The sequence below is a fragment of the Streptomyces sp. JN8 genome (assembly GCF_055808075.1).
In genome coordinates this window covers 2229896-2247292 of record NZ_CM147852.1, presented here as the reverse complement: position 1 = coordinate 2247292, position 17397 = coordinate 2229896, and the positions used below count along the sequence as shown (strand labels likewise).

General features: G+C 69.4%; 7 protein-coding genes. 5 read left to right on the top strand and 2 right to left on the bottom strand.

Annotated features, from left to right (window positions below):
• Positions 1 to 83: 83 nt before the first annotated feature.
• Together ACY0MR_RS09645 and ACY0MR_RS09640 are read right to left on the bottom strand one after the other, a co-directional pair.
• Positions 84 to 2312, bottom strand: coding sequence for a DUF3320 domain-containing protein (locus ACY0MR_RS09645; RefSeq protein ID WP_473560299.1), 2229 nt, complete (start codon positions 2310 to 2312; stop codon positions 84 to 86).
• A gap of 716 nt (positions 2313 to 3028) precedes the next feature.
• The gene (locus ACY0MR_RS09640) at positions 3029 to 5224 is read right to left on the bottom strand and encodes a UvrD-helicase domain-containing protein (protein ID WP_404081914.1); all 2196 of its coding nucleotides are present in this window, start codon (positions 5222 to 5224) and stop codon (positions 3029 to 3031) included.
• A gap of 100 nt (positions 5225 to 5324) precedes the next feature.
• On the opposite strand from ACY0MR_RS09640, the gene ACY0MR_RS09635 reads away from it, so the two are divergent.
• The 5 genes from ACY0MR_RS09635 (at position 5325) to ACY0MR_RS09615 (ending at position 17353) form a co-directional block, all read left to right on the top strand.
• Positions 5325 to 7943 (top strand): GmrSD restriction endonuclease domain-containing protein, encoded by a 2619-nt coding sequence (locus ACY0MR_RS09635; protein ID WP_473560296.1) that lies wholly within the window; start codon positions 5325 to 5327, stop codon positions 7941 to 7943.
• Between the two features lie 152 nt (positions 7944 to 8095).
• Positions 8096 to 8599, top strand: coding sequence for a DUF4365 domain-containing protein (locus ACY0MR_RS09630; protein WP_473560294.1), 504 nt, complete (start codon positions 8096 to 8098; stop codon positions 8597 to 8599).
• On the top strand, positions 8596 to 9777 hold the full coding sequence (locus tag ACY0MR_RS09625; RefSeq protein ID WP_404081922.1) for a hypothetical protein: 1182 nt from the start codon (positions 8596 to 8598) through the stop codon (positions 9775 to 9777). The genes ACY0MR_RS09630 and ACY0MR_RS09625 overlap by 4 nt, the downstream gene beginning before the upstream one ends.
• A 125-nt stretch (positions 9778 to 9902) precedes the next feature.
• Positions 9903 to 13145: a DISARM system SNF2-like helicase DrmD gene (gene drmD, locus ACY0MR_RS09620; protein ID WP_473560292.1), complete on the top strand. Its 3243-nt coding sequence runs from the start codon at positions 9903 to 9905 to the stop codon at positions 13143 to 13145.
• Entirely contained in the window at positions 13142 to 17353 is a 4212-nt protein-coding gene (locus ACY0MR_RS09615; protein ID WP_473560290.1) for an Eco57I restriction-modification methylase domain-containing protein, read from the top strand. Before drmD ends, ACY0MR_RS09615 begins: the two co-directional genes overlap by 4 nt.
• The last annotated feature ends 44 nt before the right edge of the window (positions 17354 to 17397 follow it).

The following is a 17397-nucleotide window of genomic DNA, read 5'->3' as shown; positions in this document are numbered from 1 at the left end:
GTTCGATTCGCCCAAGAGGGCCATGGAGCGCGACCCGTAGCCGCTCGCCGGCAGTCCCGCCGAGCGGCACCACTTGTGACTCGTCAGACACCATCCGAGGGCATCAGGAAACCGTCCGCTTCACGGATCGCCCCCTTCGCGACGAGCTCATCCACATCGCTCGTGAGCGCATCCCTGATATCAGGACCCAGCCGTGTCCATCCGAAGAAGCGTGCGACCTCGCGGAGCAGCTCTTCTCGGTGGACGCCCGGACTTTCCTCGACCACATGTCCCACGACGAGCCGCCGCTCGATCGACGGGACCTGCCCGACCTTGCGCGCCACGGTTGCTGTCGGAGTACGAGCGAAGGCCAGCTCCCGGCCGGGAACGTCGTACGCCTCGCCGACTCGCATGATCTGCCCTGCGGAGGAGATCCTCCGCAGAGCTCGACGAACCGAGTCCCGGACCACCGCGCCCGCCCTTGAGATGCCCCAGGCCGAACGGACCCGGGTGAAGATCAGATCCTCCGTGATCGGGCCCTCAGCCTTGATCACGGAGTGGGCGACGTCGGCGACGACTCCCACGGCGTCCGGGTCTTGCAGCTCCGCATCCCGCATGCCGCGACGCTTGGCGGACGTGACCCGCAGGTTGACCAGTTGAACGTCGACGAGTTCCTCATACACCCGGCTCCACGCGGGGGCCCGGTCGTCCACCGCCACGAACGTCACCGACGGCCCCAGGTCCACCGCCGCGTCCGGCGCGGCAGACCCCTCTGCTGGAGCCTCCTCGCTGATCAGCTCCTCCGGTCCCACCCGAAACGGGTCCCGCGCGCACGCCTCCTCTACCGCGGCGCGCAGGCGGGCCATCGCGTCCCGGCGGTTGCGGTACCAATCCGTGCCCCAGATGCGGTGCAGATTCCAGCCGAGGTCGCGCAGTACAGCCTCCCGCAGCCGGTCGCGGTCGCGGGCCGCGCGCGAGGAGTGGTACATGACGCCGTCGCATTCGACGCCGAGGGCGTAGCTGCCTGGGGCGGCAGGGTGCCGTACCGCCATGTCGATGCGGAAACCCGCGACGCCAACCTGGGGCTGCACGGAGTAGCCCCAGTCGCGCAGGACGTCCAGGACTTCTTCCTCGAACGGGCTCTCCGGCACGGCGTCCGGGTTGGCCGCAGCCGTCTCCAGGATGTGGGGGCCGTGCTCGGCGTACTGGAGGTAGCGCTTCAGGTGCTGGACGCTCTTATTGATACTGTCGGCCAGCTCGGAACCATGGAAGGAGGCGACGACCTCCATCCGTCGCCGGGCGCGGGTCACGGCAACGTTGAGACGGCGCCAGCCACCGTCCCTGTTGATGGGGCCGAATGTCGAGAGCAGCTTGCCCCGGTGGTCCGGACCGTAGCCTACGGACAGGATGATGACGTCGCGCTCGTCGCCCTGGACGGTTTCCAAGTTCTTGACGAAGAAGCCATCGAGACGATCTTCGGTGAAGAAGCGATCGAGGTCGGGTCGGGCGGTTCGCGCCTTCTGGACGGCTTCCTCGATGGCTTCGGCCTGCGCCTTGGACAGGGCGACCACGCCCAGGCTGAGCCCCGGCCTGGTGGCGAAGTGGTGGATCACGCGCTGTGCGACCGCCGCCGCCTCGCCCGGGTTGTTGCTTCGACCACCCCGGTCGTAGACACCGTCGGCCTTGAAGAACTCGACGCCGAGGTCAGGGCTCTGCTCATACGCACCCGGGAAGGTCACCATGGTGTTGTCGTAGAAATCGTTGTTGCTGAAGGCGATGAGGTTCTCGTGGCGGCTCCGGTAGTGCCATCGCAGCGGCAGGCCACGCAGCACGCCGCTGGCCTTGCACGCGTCGAGCACTGATTCGAAGTTGTCTGCGCCCTCCTCGTCCCATTCGTCGTCGTCGCCGTCGCCGCCAGCGCTGAAGAACGAGGTCGGCGGGAGCCGCTTCTGGTCGCCCGCCACGATCAGCGCGCTGCCGCGGTAGACGGAGTTCACCGCATCCTGCGGCAGCACCTGGGACGCCTCATCGAAGATGACGACGTCGAAACGGAAGTCCGGCGGCAGGAACTGGCTGACCGTCAGAGGGCTCATCATGAAGCAGGGCTTGATGAGTCGCACGACATCCCGTGTCTCACCCAGCAGCTGCCGTACAGGCTTGTGACGGCGTTTCAACTGCGACTGGCGGCGCAACTCAGCCGCGGGGCCGATGTTGGTTCTACGCGGACGGCGGGCATTGCATGCCGCGATGACCTCAGCGTGGGCAGCCTCCACAAGGGCGCGATCCGCGTCTCGGAATCGCTCGACGAGCTGATCGCGGTCAGCCGCACGCATGGGCGGCCCCTCTGGCTCCGCCGTCAGCGATGCGGCTTCTCACGCGTCAACTCACGCACGCGGAGCATCTCCAGGAGCCAGGCGTCCATCACCGCCCACTTCGCGTGCCCGGTCGACGACTTGTACTGCGTACACGTGCTTCCGACCCGTGGGTCGATGGTCGCACTTCTGGTCTCCGCATGACTGATGAGTTGGCGTACGTCGGAGGGCGCGCGACCTGGGGTGGCGAGGTGTTCGGGGCCTCAGGGCGTCGGCGGGTCGTCGCGGAGTCGCTGGCCCGGGACGGGCTTGCCCAACGTGATGCTCAGATAGGCGTGGGGCTGCCCGGAGGAGTACCGGGCCTTCCTGCTTTACGTGGGTGCGGCCGGCGTCAGCCCCGTATAAAGGCCTGTTCCTGGTGCGGTGCGTGTCTTGAGCTTGATCCTGCGCGTTCGATGAAGGTCGGCGGGCGCGGGCGACTGCCCGCATGACCCAAACGGACAACTTGTGCAAGTCTCTGGGAGCTCCCGGCCCAATCGTGATCACCGGAGGATAGACCTCGCCCGGCGGCGCGAGTCGGCCCAGGACCGGACATGAGGCCTCGACGACCTTCCTGCCCGCCGATGTCGAACGAGGGGGTACACACGGTGAGCGGGTCCTCGTCGATGTCTTCCTGTTCTGTGAAACTGAGGTGACAGATCGTTTCGAGCGTTGCCCGGTCTCATGCGTCGACTGCCTCAGGCGGTGGTCCGCTCGGGAAGGAAGGGGCTCGGGATGCCGTGCCAGGAGACGCGCAAGGCGTCCCTTGCCCGCGTACAGGCGACGAACAGCAGACTCAGTTCACCCATGAGGTCCTCCCGGTGCTGCTGGGGGTCGACCTCCTCAGGGGTGAGGGCGCTCTGCATCGGCACGACCGTGTCGCTCACACCGGCGACGGCCACGCAGCGGAATTCGAGCCCCTTCATGCGATGCATGGTCCCGATCCGGACTCCGTCACCGGCTGCCGCCGACGCCCCCAGGACGAGCGAGGGAATCCCCGCATGCTCCAAGGCTTGGGCGATGTCCTTGCCCATCTGGACGTACCGCACGGCGACGCCGATCTCGTGCGGTGCGACCTCCGTCCCGATCCACTCGGAGATCCGGGTGACCAGGCCCGCGATCTCCTCCGGCTTGGTGGCTGCGCCTCCGAGCTCCGGCCTGGCGCCCCGGTACGCGGACCGGTAGCCGACGAGCGAGTCCTGCCCGCCGTCCATGTCGTCCACGCTCGCGTCCGCGAGGAGCCGGGTCGACCAGGTCAGGATCTCCTTCGTCGTGCGGTAGTTGATGCGCAGCCGGGTCGACCGGCCGGCCACCGAGATGCCGAGACCGCGCAAGGACACCCGGTTTCCGTAGATCCGTTGGTGGGTGTCGCCGGCGATGAAAAGGTCGTCCGGCCCCGGGGCGACCAGAGCACGCAGCACACGCCACTGGGCAGGGTGGAGATCCTGCGCCTCGTCGATCACCACATGGCGGAAGGGGCGGTCCCCGCCTCGGTCCTGGAGGATGCGCGCGGCCTCCGCACACACCTCGAGGAAGGTCCACTCGTCGGCCCGCCGCAGCTCCTGGGTGAAGGCTTCGACGGCACGCCACACCTGGGCCCGCTTGAGCGGGCTGAGCGCGGCTCCGCGTCCGGAGCGGGAAGCCTTCAGGTACGTCTCCGGCGACCGGAGGTCCTGGGCCAGGATGACGTGCCGCCATTCCTGGTCGAGAAAGACGTCCGTGAAATCGATCTCCAGCCTCTGGGCCGCCCGGCTCCAGCGGGTGAGGATCTCCTTCTGCGCGGCCACCAGCGCCAGCGGTGCGCCGCGGTCCTCCCGGACGATCTGGTTGGCCAGGGCGTCCACGTTGACGACCCGGATCTTCGCCCGCAGCGCGGGCTCGGGGATCAGTAGTTCGAGGTTGCTGCGCAGGTCGGCCGCGAGGTCGCGGGTGAAGGTGGTCAGGAGGATCGACTCGTCGGGTGCGTCCGCCGGCAGCTGTTGGGCGAGGTGCAGGGCGCGGTGCAGCGCGACCACGGTCTTCCCCGTGCCGGGACCGCCGGTGACGCGTGCCGGTCCCGTGTACGAGGAACGGTAGGCGAGCTTGCGCTGGCTGGGATGGAGGAAGATCCGCCAGGCGTCGAAGGGCCGGGACAGGATGTCCGTCAACTCGTCGGGGCCGGAGACGAGCGCGATCCGTCCCTGGGACCGTGCCATGGCCGCGGAGAACTCGTCCTGCTCGACCGGGGGCGCGGGCTGCTCGGTCCCCGACACCTGGGCTTCGCGCGGGGCCGAGGAGCGCTGCTCCAGCTGTACGGCGACGACCTCGCGCCACACGTCTTCGGGCGTCATACCCGCCGCAAGCCCGGCCAGCACGTCGTACTGCTGCTCGGGAAGGACCTTGTGCAGGGCGTCGAGATGGGCCTCGGTGCCGAGATGCCGGACCAGGGGGAGCAGTTCGGCGTCGATGCCCAGCTTGATCAGGTCCTTGTCGGAGACCTTTCCGAACAGCCCTCCGGTGCCATCGGCGGCTCCAGGCACGTCGCTCGGAAGGGCTTCCACGCCGGCGGTGGCGCGTTCCAGAGCGACGTCGTCGCGCAACTCGATGCCTTGGGTCGCCGAGTTGACGGTCGCCCGGTGCTTGACCGCCCAGGCGATGGCATCGTCGTGCGGCATGACCTTGAGCAGGAGGAAGCTGTCCCCCACCTCCGGAGCCAGCACCACGCCGCGCATGAACTGGTTGATGCGGATGGTTCGGATGCGCGGGTCGCGGGACTTCTCCAGCTTCTCCAGGTGCAGGCCGGCGTGCCGGTGCTCCCGGAACTTGTCGAAGACCTCATGCACACGTTTCTGGACAGGCTTCTCCAACTTGGCGAATTCCAGGAGGAAGTCCTTGTGGATTCCCAGTGTCGCCATGGTGCGCCCCCGGTCGTACGGTCGTCGATTCCGCTGATCACCGTACCCGGGTACGGCACAATGGCGGGCCGATGGGGCAAGAGCCGACGAGGGGACGGGCGTGCACGCGCAGGAGACGACGTTCAGCAAACTGGTCCACGGTGAGACCCAGTTCCAGGTCCCGCTGTATCAGCGCACCTACACCTGGCAGCGTGACGAGCTGCGGCAGCTGTGGGACGACGTGCTGGAACTCGTCGAGGACAAGCTGGAGGACAGGGAGCCGGCTGCTCACTTCCTCGGGTCGGTGGTGCTCGCGCCGGAGCGGGTCGCAGCGGGCGGGATGCAGCGCTGGCTCGTCGTGGACGGCCAGCAGCGTCTGACCACGCTCATGCTCGCCTTCACCGCCCTGCGGGATCATCACCGCGCTCGCGGGCGGGAGAAGAAGGCCGCCCGCATCCATGACCTCATCCTGGTCAACGGCTACCAGGACGGGAAGGATCACTACCGTCTCCTGCCGACGCAGGCCGACCGTGAGACGTTCATCGCCTGTGTGGAATCGCTCCCCACAGCCGGCGGCGCGGGCAACATCGGTGGTGCCTACCGGTTCTTCCTGGCCGCTCTGACCGAGGGTGAGGAGCGCGGCGCCGAGAAGTGGACCGCCGCCGTGGAGTCCGTGCTCAGGGACTTCCTGTCCATCGTCTCGATCACCGCCGCCGAGGGCGACAACGTGTACCGGATCTTCGAGTCCATCAACAACACGGGTGTCGGCCTCAGCCAGAGCGATCTGCTGCGCAACTACCTCTTCATGTGCCTCCCCAAGCGCGGCGAGACCGTCTACCGCACCCTGTGGCTGCCGATGCAGGAGCTGCTCGGCCCGGCCAGGCTGGAGCTGCTCGTCTGGCTCGACCTGGTCGTCGACGGTGACAACCGGGCCAAGCAGAGTGAGATCTACCGGGACCAGAAGAAGCGCCTCGAACCGATCAGTTCGGACGAGGACGCACTGGAGGCGGAGGTCTCGCGGCTGTACGTGCGGGCCGGTCGCCTCATGCGGATCGTCGAGCCGTCGCGGGAGAGCGACGCCGGTCTTCGTGAGGTCCTGGAGCGGCTTGCCCGTTGGGGCGGCCAGACCCACTATCCGCTCGCGCTCCAGCTGCTCGACCGGCTGGACGAGGGGGCCTGCGACCCCAAGGAGGCGAGCGCCGCCCTCGCCTACGCCGAGAGCTACATGGTGCGTCGTCTGTTCGCCGGCAACTCCACCACGGGCAACAACCGCACCTTCATGGAGCTGCCCAAGGAGGTGGAGAAGGAGCTGGAGAACGGGCGTCCGCTCGCGGACGCGGTACGACGCGCCCTGTCCGCCAAGACGGGGACGCGGGTCTGGCCCTCCGACGCGGTGACGCGGGAGTCGATCCGCAGCCGCCCCTTCTACAAGTCGGGACGTTCGCACCAGCGCTTCGAGATCCTGCGCCGCTTCGAGGAGAGCTACGCCGCCAGCGAGCCCGTCGACTACGGCAAGGCGAAGCTCACCGTGGAGCACGTGCTGCCGCAGCACCCCGCCCAGCAGTGGTTCGACCTCCTCGCGGAGGAGGCCGGAGAGACCGAGAGCCCGGAGGAGCTGCACACCCAGCTGGTGCACACCCTCGGCAACCTCACGCTCTCCGGCGACAACACCCGCCTCTCCAACCACCCCTTCCACCGCAAGCAGCAGATCCTCGACTCCAGCGCCCTGCGCATGAACCAGCGCATCGCGGCCCAGGAGCGTTGGGGGAGGGCGGAGATCCTCGCCCGCGCCGAGGAGATGAGCGACCGGGCCGTGGAGCTGTGGCCCGGACCCATCGACGGGGTGGTCCACGCCGACGCCGAGTGGGCCGGCTGGGGAGAGCTACGCCAGGCACTGCTGAGCATGCCGGCCGGTACGTGGACGACGTACGGTGACCTCGCCGCCCTCATCGGCACCCATGCCGTCGCGGTCGGCAGCCACATCAGCATCCGTCCCGCGCTGCACGGGGCCTATCGGGTGTTGATGGCCGACGGCAAGATCTCGCCCGGTTTCCGCTGGCCCGAGGGACAGGAGAACGCGCCCGACCCGCGGAGCGTTCTGGAGTCCGAGGGCGTTCCGTTCGACGAGTGGGGTCGTGCTCGCCGGGCCCATCGACTCACGGCGGCGGACCTGGCCGCTCTGGTGGGCAAGGACGACTTCGAGGACGAGACACCGGTTCGAACCGCCGAGGGGGCGGGAGACTCCGGGGGCATCGGCGACGGGGAGACCGCGGCGGCACGATTCGAGACGCTGTTGCGCGACAACCAGACGCCCGGCACGGCGGAGGGAGTGTTCGCGACCCTGCGGTTCTGGGAGGAGCAGGGCGGCTCTTTCGACTACGGGAAGAAGAGCGAGACCAGCTGCTTCCCGATGCTGTCCCTGGGCGGCGCTGGCGCCCGATCGCTCTGGCCCCTGGCCCTGTATCCGGTGACGGGCACCGCAGAGGTGGTCCTCCAGCACCTGAAGCGCCGGCCGCCCTTCGACGACGAAGTGCTGCGTCGCGAGCTGATGGCGCGACTGAACCAGGTGGACGGCATCGTGCTCGCGGAGGCGAAGCTGGACCTGCGCCCCTCGTTCCCGCTGGAGGTCTTTGCCGACAAGGGTGAGGAGCTGCGGGGCGTCCTGGAGTGGTTCGTCCACACGGTCGCGCTCGCGGAGGCCCGCCGGCCTGTCGACGATGCTCCCGAGGGCGCCGAGTGAACCCGCCCGACGCGACCTGACACGCTCGTGGGCTCTGGCCGGATCTGTCCTTAACGCAAGATCACTGCTCGGTTACTCTGCCGGGCAGTGATCGGTGTCACTCCGGGGCGTGGGCGCGTGGCGGGTGGCCTGCGACCGGAGCGCGGGGGCGGATGGAGCACAACAACCACCAGGGCTGGTACGGGGAGACCTTCGTGGCCGCCATCGCCGCCGCGGCGGGTTTCCAGGTGGCCGTGCCCTACCCGGACATCGGCAAGGACATGATCCTCGGGCGGGACCACGAGGACCCCGAGCTCGACGTCCAGATCGCCCTTCAGGTGAAGACCCGGAGGATCGGCGAAATCGCGCTCACCGGATCCGGGATCGGTATCACGCTGCCGATCGATCAGTTCAAGCGCCTGCGGGGCCGTCGGCAGGTGCCCTGCTACCTGGTGATCGTCCTGGTACCGAGAGACCCCGCCGAGTACATCAGCGTAGGCGTGCCCGAGTTGATCCTGAAGCACTCGGCGTACTGGGTCTCGCTGGAAGACCGTCCGCTCCCGATTCAGCAGGGACAGAAGAGTGTCACCGTCACTGTCCCGAGGGAGAATCTGCTCACGATCGACGCGCTGCACGAGTTCTTCCACCGGGCGTGCGAGGAGGTGCCCGCACCATGACGGCAGTAGGGGTGCCCGAGCGTGAGCTGGAGCGGCTGCGGCCGCGCGATGTGGAGCGTTATCTGTACCAGAGGGGCTGGCGCCGGGGCGGTCGCGTCCGCTACAGCGCGCGCTGGGAGCGGGAGTGGGACGGCCGGCCTCGCCGCGTACTGCTTCCCCTGGACCGCGAGCTCGCCGACTACGCGGACCGCATGGCCGATCTGATCGGCACGCTGGCCGAGCTGGAGGGTCGGCCCCCGGCCGCCGTGCACCAGGACCTGGCCCTGTCCGGTCTTGACGTGCAGTACATCCGGACCATGCCGCGCACACCGTCGGGGACCATTCCGGTACAGGCCGCGGTGCTGGCGGTCACCAGCGCGCGGGACCTCCTGATGGCGGCCGCGTGCGACACCGTCCTGGACGGACCGCGCCTGGTCCATCCGCGGCGCAAGCCCCAGCGGGCCAAGGACTTCGTCGACAGTGCCCGATTCGGCCCGTCGGCGCCGGGAAGCTACGTCTTCCAGGTCCAGGTGCCGTTGCCGGAGGCGGCGGCGTCGCAGGGACACCTCTTCGAGGACGAGCCCGAGTGGGACATGGCGCCGGAGCCGTTCGCCCGTAAGGTCTCGAGCCGGATGTACGGCGCGGTGTCGGCCGCGCGCTGGGCAGTGGGGCTCGCAGCCAGCCGGGACGACTCCGCCCCGTTCGTGGCGGGCGCCCGCGTCGGCATCTCGGCGGACCTCTGCGAAGCCCTCGCCGGCATGGGCGGTCACGATGGGCGGGACTCTCCGACGCTCCACGGCTTCTCCCTTTCGTTCGCCTGGTCCCCGGCCTGGCCGGCTCCCGCCGACACCCACCCCGTGTCGTTCTCCCCGAGGGACGTCCAGATCCTGCGTGAGGGCGCGCAGGACCTCCGCCGCCAGGAGCCCGAGCGCGGCGTGACGATCGTGGGCCGGACCACGAAGCTCAAGCGCGCCGCCGACATCGGGCCCGGTGACGTGACCGTCGTGGCCCGGCTGATGCGGGAGAACGGCGACCTCGTCGGTCAGGAACGGCAGATCCACATTCACCTCACGGAAGCCGAGTACGACCGAGCCACCGACGCCCACCGGGACCGGCGGGACCTTCGGATCGAGGGCGACCTGACACGGCGCGGCAACTACCACGAGCTGTCCCGGATCACCGGATTCGACGTGCTGTGACAACACCGGTACGTCGGGTGTCCGGCCGTGCCAGAGTGGGCCCGATGGGCTGCCGCCCACGTGCTTGAATGGCTGTGTTCGACGTATTCGCCCAGGCCGGGGCGGTAAGAGGAGTGCGGAGAGCGATGACGACGCCGACCACCGACCTGGCGGGTGTGGCACAACGGGCGGTCCGCCGGAGCGCCGAGGCCGGCGACGAGCGGGCGGTCCCCGAGATCGGCGACCTCGTCGAGGTCCGGGGCCTGCGCTGGGTCGTGGCCGAGGTCGACCAGGGCGGGGCGGACACGGGCGGCACCGACAGGCCCGGCGCGGGCTCGCTCGTGACCCTCAACAGCGTCGAGGAGGGCCGCTACAACGACACCCTCTCCGTCATCTGGGAGGTCGAGCCGGGGCGGCGGAGGCTGCCCACCGGCTCCCTCCCCGACGTCTCGGCCGGCAAGTTCGACCCGCCGGAGCGTCTCGCCGCCTTCCTCGACGCCGTTCGCTGGTCAGCGGTCACCTCGGCGGACGTGCGGACGCTCCAGGCGCCTTTCCGCTCCGGCGTCGCCATCGAGCCCTACCAGCTCGAACCGGTGTCCCGGGCCATCGCGGCGCCCCGCGTGAACCTGCTCCTCGCCGACGACGTCGGCCTCGGCAAGACGATCGAGGCCGGCCTCGTCGCCCTCGAACTGATCCTCCGCAACCGCGCCCACAAGATCATGATCGTCTGTCCGGCCGGTCTCACCGTGAAATGGCGGGACGAGATGGCCGAGAAGTTCGGCCTGGACTTCACGGTCATCGACTCCGAGCGCAGCGCCGAGGTCCGCCGCACCCACGGAAGCGCCGCCAACCCCTTCAACATCTACCCGTTGTCGATCGTCAGCCTGCCCTGGCTGCGCGGAGCCAAGGCCCAACGCCTGCTCTCCGAGGTCCTGCCCGCCCAGGACTCCGACACCGCCGTACCCACCAAGCGTCCCTTCGACCTGCTCATCCTCGACGAGGCGCACCACGTCGCCCCCTCCGCGCCCAAGCAGCTGTACCCCGTCGACTCACAGCAGACCAAGCTCATCCGCCGCCTCGCCCCGTACTTCGAGCACCGGCTCTTCCTGTCCGCCACCCCGCACAACGGCTACCAGGAGTCGTACACCGCCCTCCTCGAGATCATCGACGGCCAGCGCTTCGCCCGTGGCATGGAACCCGACCCGGAAGCAGTCAAGGACACCGTCGTCCGCCGCCTCAAGGACGACATCCGTGATCCGGAGACCGGCGAACGCCGCTTCCTGAAGCGCGGGACGAAGGCGCTGCCCGTCGACTACACCGAGGACGAGCGGCGCATCCACCAGCTCCTCAAGGAGTACGCCGCGCTGCGCCGCGCCAAGCTCGGCACCCGCTTCAAGGGCGGACGCAAGGCCGCCGACCTCGTCACCCTGCTCCTGAAGAAGCGCCTCTTCTCCTCCCCGGACGCCTTCGCCCGCACCATCGAGGTCTACCTGGAGACCCTGCGGACCAGGAAGCAGGAGGCGGCCGAGGAGATCGAGGACTGGCAGGAGACCTTCTTCGACGACTACGCGGACTACGACGACGAGCCCCTGGCGGACGCCGAGGACGACGCCATCGCCCGCGCGACCACACTCCAGCCCAGCACGGACGGCGTCGAGGCCGGGCTCCTGGAGCAGATGAGGGAGTGGGCCGTCCGCCACCAGGCCCAGGCCGACTCCAAGGCCCGCGAACTGATCGACTACCTCAAGGCGGAGTGCCTGACCGCCGACGGCGGGCACTGGCTCAACGAGCGCGTGGTCGTCTTCACCGAGTACCGCGACACCCAGGTCTGGCTCCAGAACCTCCTCCGCGACCACGGCCTCGGCGGCGACCGCGTCGCCCTCCTCCACGGCGGCATGAACGCCGGGGAACGGGAGCAACTCCGCCTCGCCTTCCAGGCCGAGCCAGCGGAGAACGACCTCCGTATCCTGCTGGCCACCGACGCCGCCAGCGAGGGCATCGACCTCCAGCGGCACTGCCACCGCCTGGTCAACTACGACATCCCCTTCAACCCCAACAAGCTGGAGCAGCGGATCGGCCGCATCGACCGCTACGGCCAGACCACCGCTCCGCAGATCGTCCACTTCATCGGCAGCGGCTTCGAGAAGACCCTCGACACCTACGACGCCGACCTCGAATTCCTTTCCCGGGTCGCCATCAAGGTCGCCCGTATGGAAGAGGACCTGGGCAAGGTCAACGCCGTCCTCGCCGAGGCCGTCCAGCGGCGGATGACCGGCGACCTCGGCGCCGACTTCGACGTCGCCCGGGCCGAGGTGTACGCGAACAAGAAGGCCCGGCGCGGCGGCAACGTCACCGCCGAGCGAGACGCCCAGGCCCAGGCCCAGCGCCTCAAGGAGCAGGTCGACGCCACCGTCGAGACGCTCGGCATCACCCCGGGCAGGGTGGCCCGGGTCGTCTCCACCGCCCTTCCGCTCGCCCGCCAGCACGACATCCGCCCGGTCCCCGACGAGCGGGGTCGCGCGGACGGCTTCTACGAGGTCCCCACGCTCACCAGCTCCTGGGAGCGTGCCACGCAGGGCCTGGCGGACAAGCTGCGCCCCGAGGTCCAGCGCCCCATCACCTTCGACGCGGCCTCGGCGAAGGGCCGCGACGACGTGGTCCTCGCCCACCTCGGCCACCCCCTGGTCTCCATGTCCACGCGCCTGCTGCGCGCCGCCGTGTGGAACAAGAACCAGGCCGGCCTCGCCCGGGTCGCCGCCGTCGTCAGCGACCACCCCGAGCTGGAAACCACCCTCGTCGGCGCGTTCGCCCGCTTCGTCCTCGTCGGCGCGGACGGCATCCGCCTCCACGAGGAGGTGCTCCAGGCCGGCGGCTGGCTCCGCGAGGAGGCCGGAGCCCCGGCCCGCTTCAGCCGTCTGGAGAAGGTCACCACGGTCCGCGAGATTCTCGACGACGCCCTCACCGACTCCACCCAGGCCTCTCCGCTGCTCCGGGACCGCCTCACCACGGCCTGGCCCCACGTGGGCGAGGGCCTCGTCTCCTCGCTGGAGTGGCGCGCCCGCAACCGCCAGACCGCCCTGGAGAGCCGCCTGGAGAACCGCCGCCGCGACGAGGCGGAGCGGATCTCCGCCCAGATCGACCGTTTCCGCGACTCCCTGCGCGCGGCCATCGGGAGGACGGACACCGAGGAGGGCCAGCTGGAGCTGGAGTTCGAGGAGGCCGAGCAGCAGCGCCGCGACCGCGAGAACTGGGAGCGGCGCGTCCACGCCCTGGAGAGCGAGAAGGAGCGCGAACTCGCCTCCGTCGCCGCGCGCTACGCCGACCCCAAGCCGCTCCTCTTCCCCGTCGCCGTCGTCTTCGTCGTTCCCCGCCGGGAGGCCGTCAAGTGAGCACCAACCGTACGAACGGCACCGGCGGCCGGGGCCGCGTCAGCGGCGGAGCCTTCCGCCCGGCGGCTCCCGACGGCAAGCAGCAGCATCTCGACTGGCTCAGCCTGATCGACGTGTCCGGCCCCTTCCTCACGCTTCCCGTCCTGCTCAAGGCCTGGCCGCAGCTCGACGCCATCGACAAGCCCCTGCGGACGAGCCTTCGCTACGAACACGGCGTCTGGCTCTCCGACCCGACGGCCGGCCAGGAGGCGTGGACCGACTTCGTCCTCGGTGAACTCCTCGGCTGGGGAGACGCGTTGCGGACGGGCGAGGGCCTGACCGAGCCCCTCACCGTCGACATCCCGGAACACGACGGCGAGCGGGTGGCCCCCACCTTCGCCCTCCTGGAGCCCGGCAGCACCGCCACCGACACGGCCTCCCTGGTCGCCGACTGCGCGATCCTCGGCCTGTCCGTCCCCGCCGGCCAGCACCCCGCCAAGCGCGTCCCCGCCTCCACCTGGTCCGCCACCCCCGTCGACCGCATGGCGCACCTCTGCCGCCACCACGGCATCGAGCTCGGCCTCGTCACCGACGGCCGCTGGTGGGCCCTGGTGTGGGCGCCGCGCGGCGGCGTCACCACCTCCGCCGTCTTCGACACCATCGACTGGCCCGCCCCCGCCGAACGCGCGGTCGTCCGCGCCTTCCGCTCGCTCCTCAGCCGCCGCCGCTTCTTCTCCGTCGAGGACGACGAGATGCTGCTGCCGCTGCTCCGCGAGTCCCTGGACAGCCAGGAGGACGTCACCGACGCCCTCGGCGTCCAGGTCCGCCAGGCCGTCGAACTCCTCGTCGAGGCCATCGGCCGCGCCGACATCAACGAACGCGCCGAGGGCCGCCGCGGACTCGCCGAGGTCCCCGCCCACGACGTCTACCGGGGCGCCGTCGCCATCATGATGCGCGTCGTCTTCCTCCTCTTCGCCGAGGAACGCGGCCTCCTCCCCAGCGACAACGAGCTGTACGTCCAGTCCTATTCGGCCGGCAGGCTCAGCAAGGACCTTGAGGACCGCGCCGCCGAGACCACCGAGGAGGACCTGGAGCTCTCCTGGGCCGGCTGGCACCGCCTCATCGCCCTCTTCAACGCGGTCTACGGCGGAGTCGACCACCCGTCGTTGTCGATGCACGCCTACGACGGCTCGATCTTCGACCCCAACGCCTTCCCCTGGCTCGAAGGCCGCGGCACGGGCGCCGACGACCCCACGGACCCCCTCCCGATCGACGACCGGACCGTCCTCCACATGCTCCAGTCCGTCCAGTACGTCTCCATCGGTACGGGCAAGAAGCGCGAGCGCCGCCGCCTCACCTTCCGCACCCTGGACGTCGAGCAGATCGGTTACGTGTACGAGGGCCTGCTCTCCTACCAGGGCCGGCGCGCCGAGGACACCATCGTCGGCCTGGTGGGCAAGCCGGGCCTGGAGGCGGAAGTCCTGCTGACCCGCCTGGAGTCGTTGGCCCGCACGCGCGGGGACGGCCTGGGTGCGGCCCTCGCGGACGAGTACAACAAGACGACCGGTCTGGGCGCGGCGGCCAAGGTGACGAAGGCGCTGGCCCCCTTGGAGGAGCCGGCACTGGGCGAGGCCCGGCGTAAGCTCCTCGCGGCGACTGCTGGTGACGCGGAGCTTGCGGAGCGGCTGCTCCCCTTTTACGGCATCATCCGCCTGGACCTGCGCGGCCTCCCGGTCGTCATTCAGCCCGGAGCCCTGTACGTGACGGAGTCCTCGCTCCGCAAGAACACGGGCACGCACTACACCCCGAAGACCCTGGCCCAGCAGGTCGCGGACGGGGCGCTGGAGCCGCTGATCTACGAGTACGGCCCGCTCCAGACGGCGGACCGGAGCCAGTGGCGCCCGAAGCCGTCGAGCGAGCTGCTGAAGCTGAAGGTCGCCGACATCGCGATGGGCTCGGCGGCGTTCCTGGTGGCGGCGTGCCGGTACCTGGCCGTCGCGCTGGTGGAAGCCTGGAGTCGCGAGGGCGACGAGCGGGCTGCGGCCTACCTGGAGGCGGCGGGCTCGCTGTCCGCCTCGGCGGTGGACGCGGAGGCGGACCCGGTGATGGTGGAGGCGCGCAGGCAGGTCATAGAGCACTGCCTGTACGGCGTCGACATCAATCCGATGGCTGTGGAGATGGCGAAGCTGTCGCTGTGGCTGGTCTCCATGGACCGAGATCGCCCGTTCACGTTCCTGGACGACAGGCTGGTGGCGGGTGACTCGCTGCTGGGCGTCACGTCGGTGGAACAGTTGGAGGCGATGCACCTGGACCCGGCGCGTGGGCGAAAGCTCCACGGGGACGGCATCGACTTCACGGGCGGCGTACAGCGGGTGATGACAGAGGTCGCCGAGGAGCGGCGGAAGCTGGCGGGCATCCCGGGCACAGGTCTGGAGCAGCTGGAGGAGAAGCGCGCGATTCTGGCGCGGGTGCGGGAGAAGACCCGGCAGGCGAGCGTGTACGCGGATCTGGTGGTGGGCGCGGCGCTGGCGAGCGCGGGCCGGGGCGAGAAGGAGCAGGACCGCCTGTCCTTCGAGGCGGTGACCGCTGCGCACAATGTGGCGGACGCGCCGGAGGGTGTCGCTGAGGCGGAGGAGCTGCGGGCGGCGGAGCGGCTGGCGCGGGGGTGGCTGGCTACGGGGCAGCCGGAGGGTGCGTTCGACCGGGAGCCGGTGCACTTGCCGCTGGTGTTCCCGGAGGTGTGGGAGGAGCGGGGCGGGTTTGATGCGGTGGTGGGGAATCCGCCGTTCTTGGGCGGTCAGAAGCTGACGGGCGCGATGGGGGAGGCGTATCGGGAGTACCTGGTGGGGGAGTTGGGCCGGGGGGCGCGGGGGAGCGCCGACCTGGTGGCGTACTTCTTGCTGCGGGCTCATGAGTTGCTTAACGGGGATGGGCAGGCGGGCTTGGTCGCGACGAACACGCTGGCGCAAGGGGATACGCGCCAGGTGGGCTTGGACCAGATCGTTGCGGACGGCGTAGAGATCCGGCAGGCAGTGAAGAGTAAGGCGTGGCCTTCGCGGAGTGCGGTGCTTGAGTACTGCGCGGTGTGGACGAGTAGTGCGGCGTTGGCAGAGGGGGCTGTGCGGCTGGCAGACGGTGGGACTGCGAAGGTGATTACCCCGGCGCTTGAAGGTGGGTCACGAATCACGGGCGAGCCCAGCAGGCTCGTCGAGAACCAGAGGCTTGCATTTCAGGGATCCATCGTTCTGGGTACCGGATTCACGCTGGAACCGGAAGTTGCGCAAGCGTGGATCGCGGCAGACGAGCGCTACCGGAAGGTCCTGTTTCCGTACCTTAACGGGCAGGATTTGAACTCTCGTCCGGATGGCTCTGCGAGCCGTTGGGTCATTAACTTCCACGACTGGGACGAAGAGCGTGCGAAGCAGTACCCGGTTGCTTACGAGCAGGTTCGACAACTGGTCAAGCCGGACCGCGATAAGAACAAGCGGGCGGCCCGAAGGGAACGCTGGTGGCAGTATGCCGAGCGTGCCACTGGCTTGCTCCGTGCGATTGAGCAGTTGGATCGCATGATCGTAATCACTAGGCACAGTAAGTCGGTTATGCCTCTGTTCGTGCCTGCGGGCCAAGTTGCCAGTGAGGCAACGGTGGTCTTCGCTTCTATGGACGCCGCAATGCTTGCGGTGCTCAGCGGTGCTGTCCACTACTGGTGGGCTCTTACTCACGCGGGCACTATGAAGGGCGACCTCCGCTATGGCCCTTCCGACGTGTTCGAGACCTTCGCGCGCCCCGAACTCACCCCCGCCCTCCGCGAGCTGGGCGACCAGCTCGACACCCGCCGTCGCGAGATCATGCTCAAGCGCGGTGGGCTGACCGCCACCTACAACCTCGTCCACGACGAGACCTGCACTGACCCCGACATCGCCGAACTCCGCGAGATCCACCGCGCCATCGACGAGGAAGTCGCCCGCGCCTACGGCTGGGACGACCTCCTCACCCAGCCCGGCGGTCTCGACCACGGTTTCCACGACACCCGCCAGGGCCCCCGCTACACCGTCGGCCCCGTCGTCCGTCAGGAAATCCTCGACCGGCTCCTCGAAGAGAACCAGCGCCGCTACGCCGCCGAAGTCGCGGCCGGCCTGCACGACAAGAAGGGCGCCAAGAAGAAGGCGGCGGCCCCCGCCAAGCGGAAGTCGAAGCCTCCTGCCGAGGAGCCGCCGAGCCTGTTCTGACCCGTAGGAGAAGGGCGGCGGTGTTCCAGGGTGCCACCGCCCGA

Coding starts and splice junctions, on each gene's coding strand:
- ACY0MR_RS09645 (WP_473560299.1), bottom strand. CDS start 2,312: ATGCGTGCGGCTGACCGCGATCAGCTCGTCGAGCGATTCCGAGACGCG.
- ACY0MR_RS09640 (WP_404081914.1), bottom strand. CDS start 5,224: ATGGCGACACTGGGAATCCACAAGGACTTCCTCCTGGAATTCGCCAAG.
- ACY0MR_RS09630 (WP_473560294.1), top strand. CDS start 8,096: ATGGAGCACAACAACCACCAGGGCTGGTACGGGGAGACCTTCGTGGCC.
- ACY0MR_RS09625 (WP_404081922.1), top strand. CDS start 8,596: ATGACGGCAGTAGGGGTGCCCGAGCGTGAGCTGGAGCGGCTGCGGCCG.
- drmD (WP_473560292.1), top strand. CDS start 9,903: ATGACGACGCCGACCACCGACCTGGCGGGTGTGGCACAACGGGCGGTC.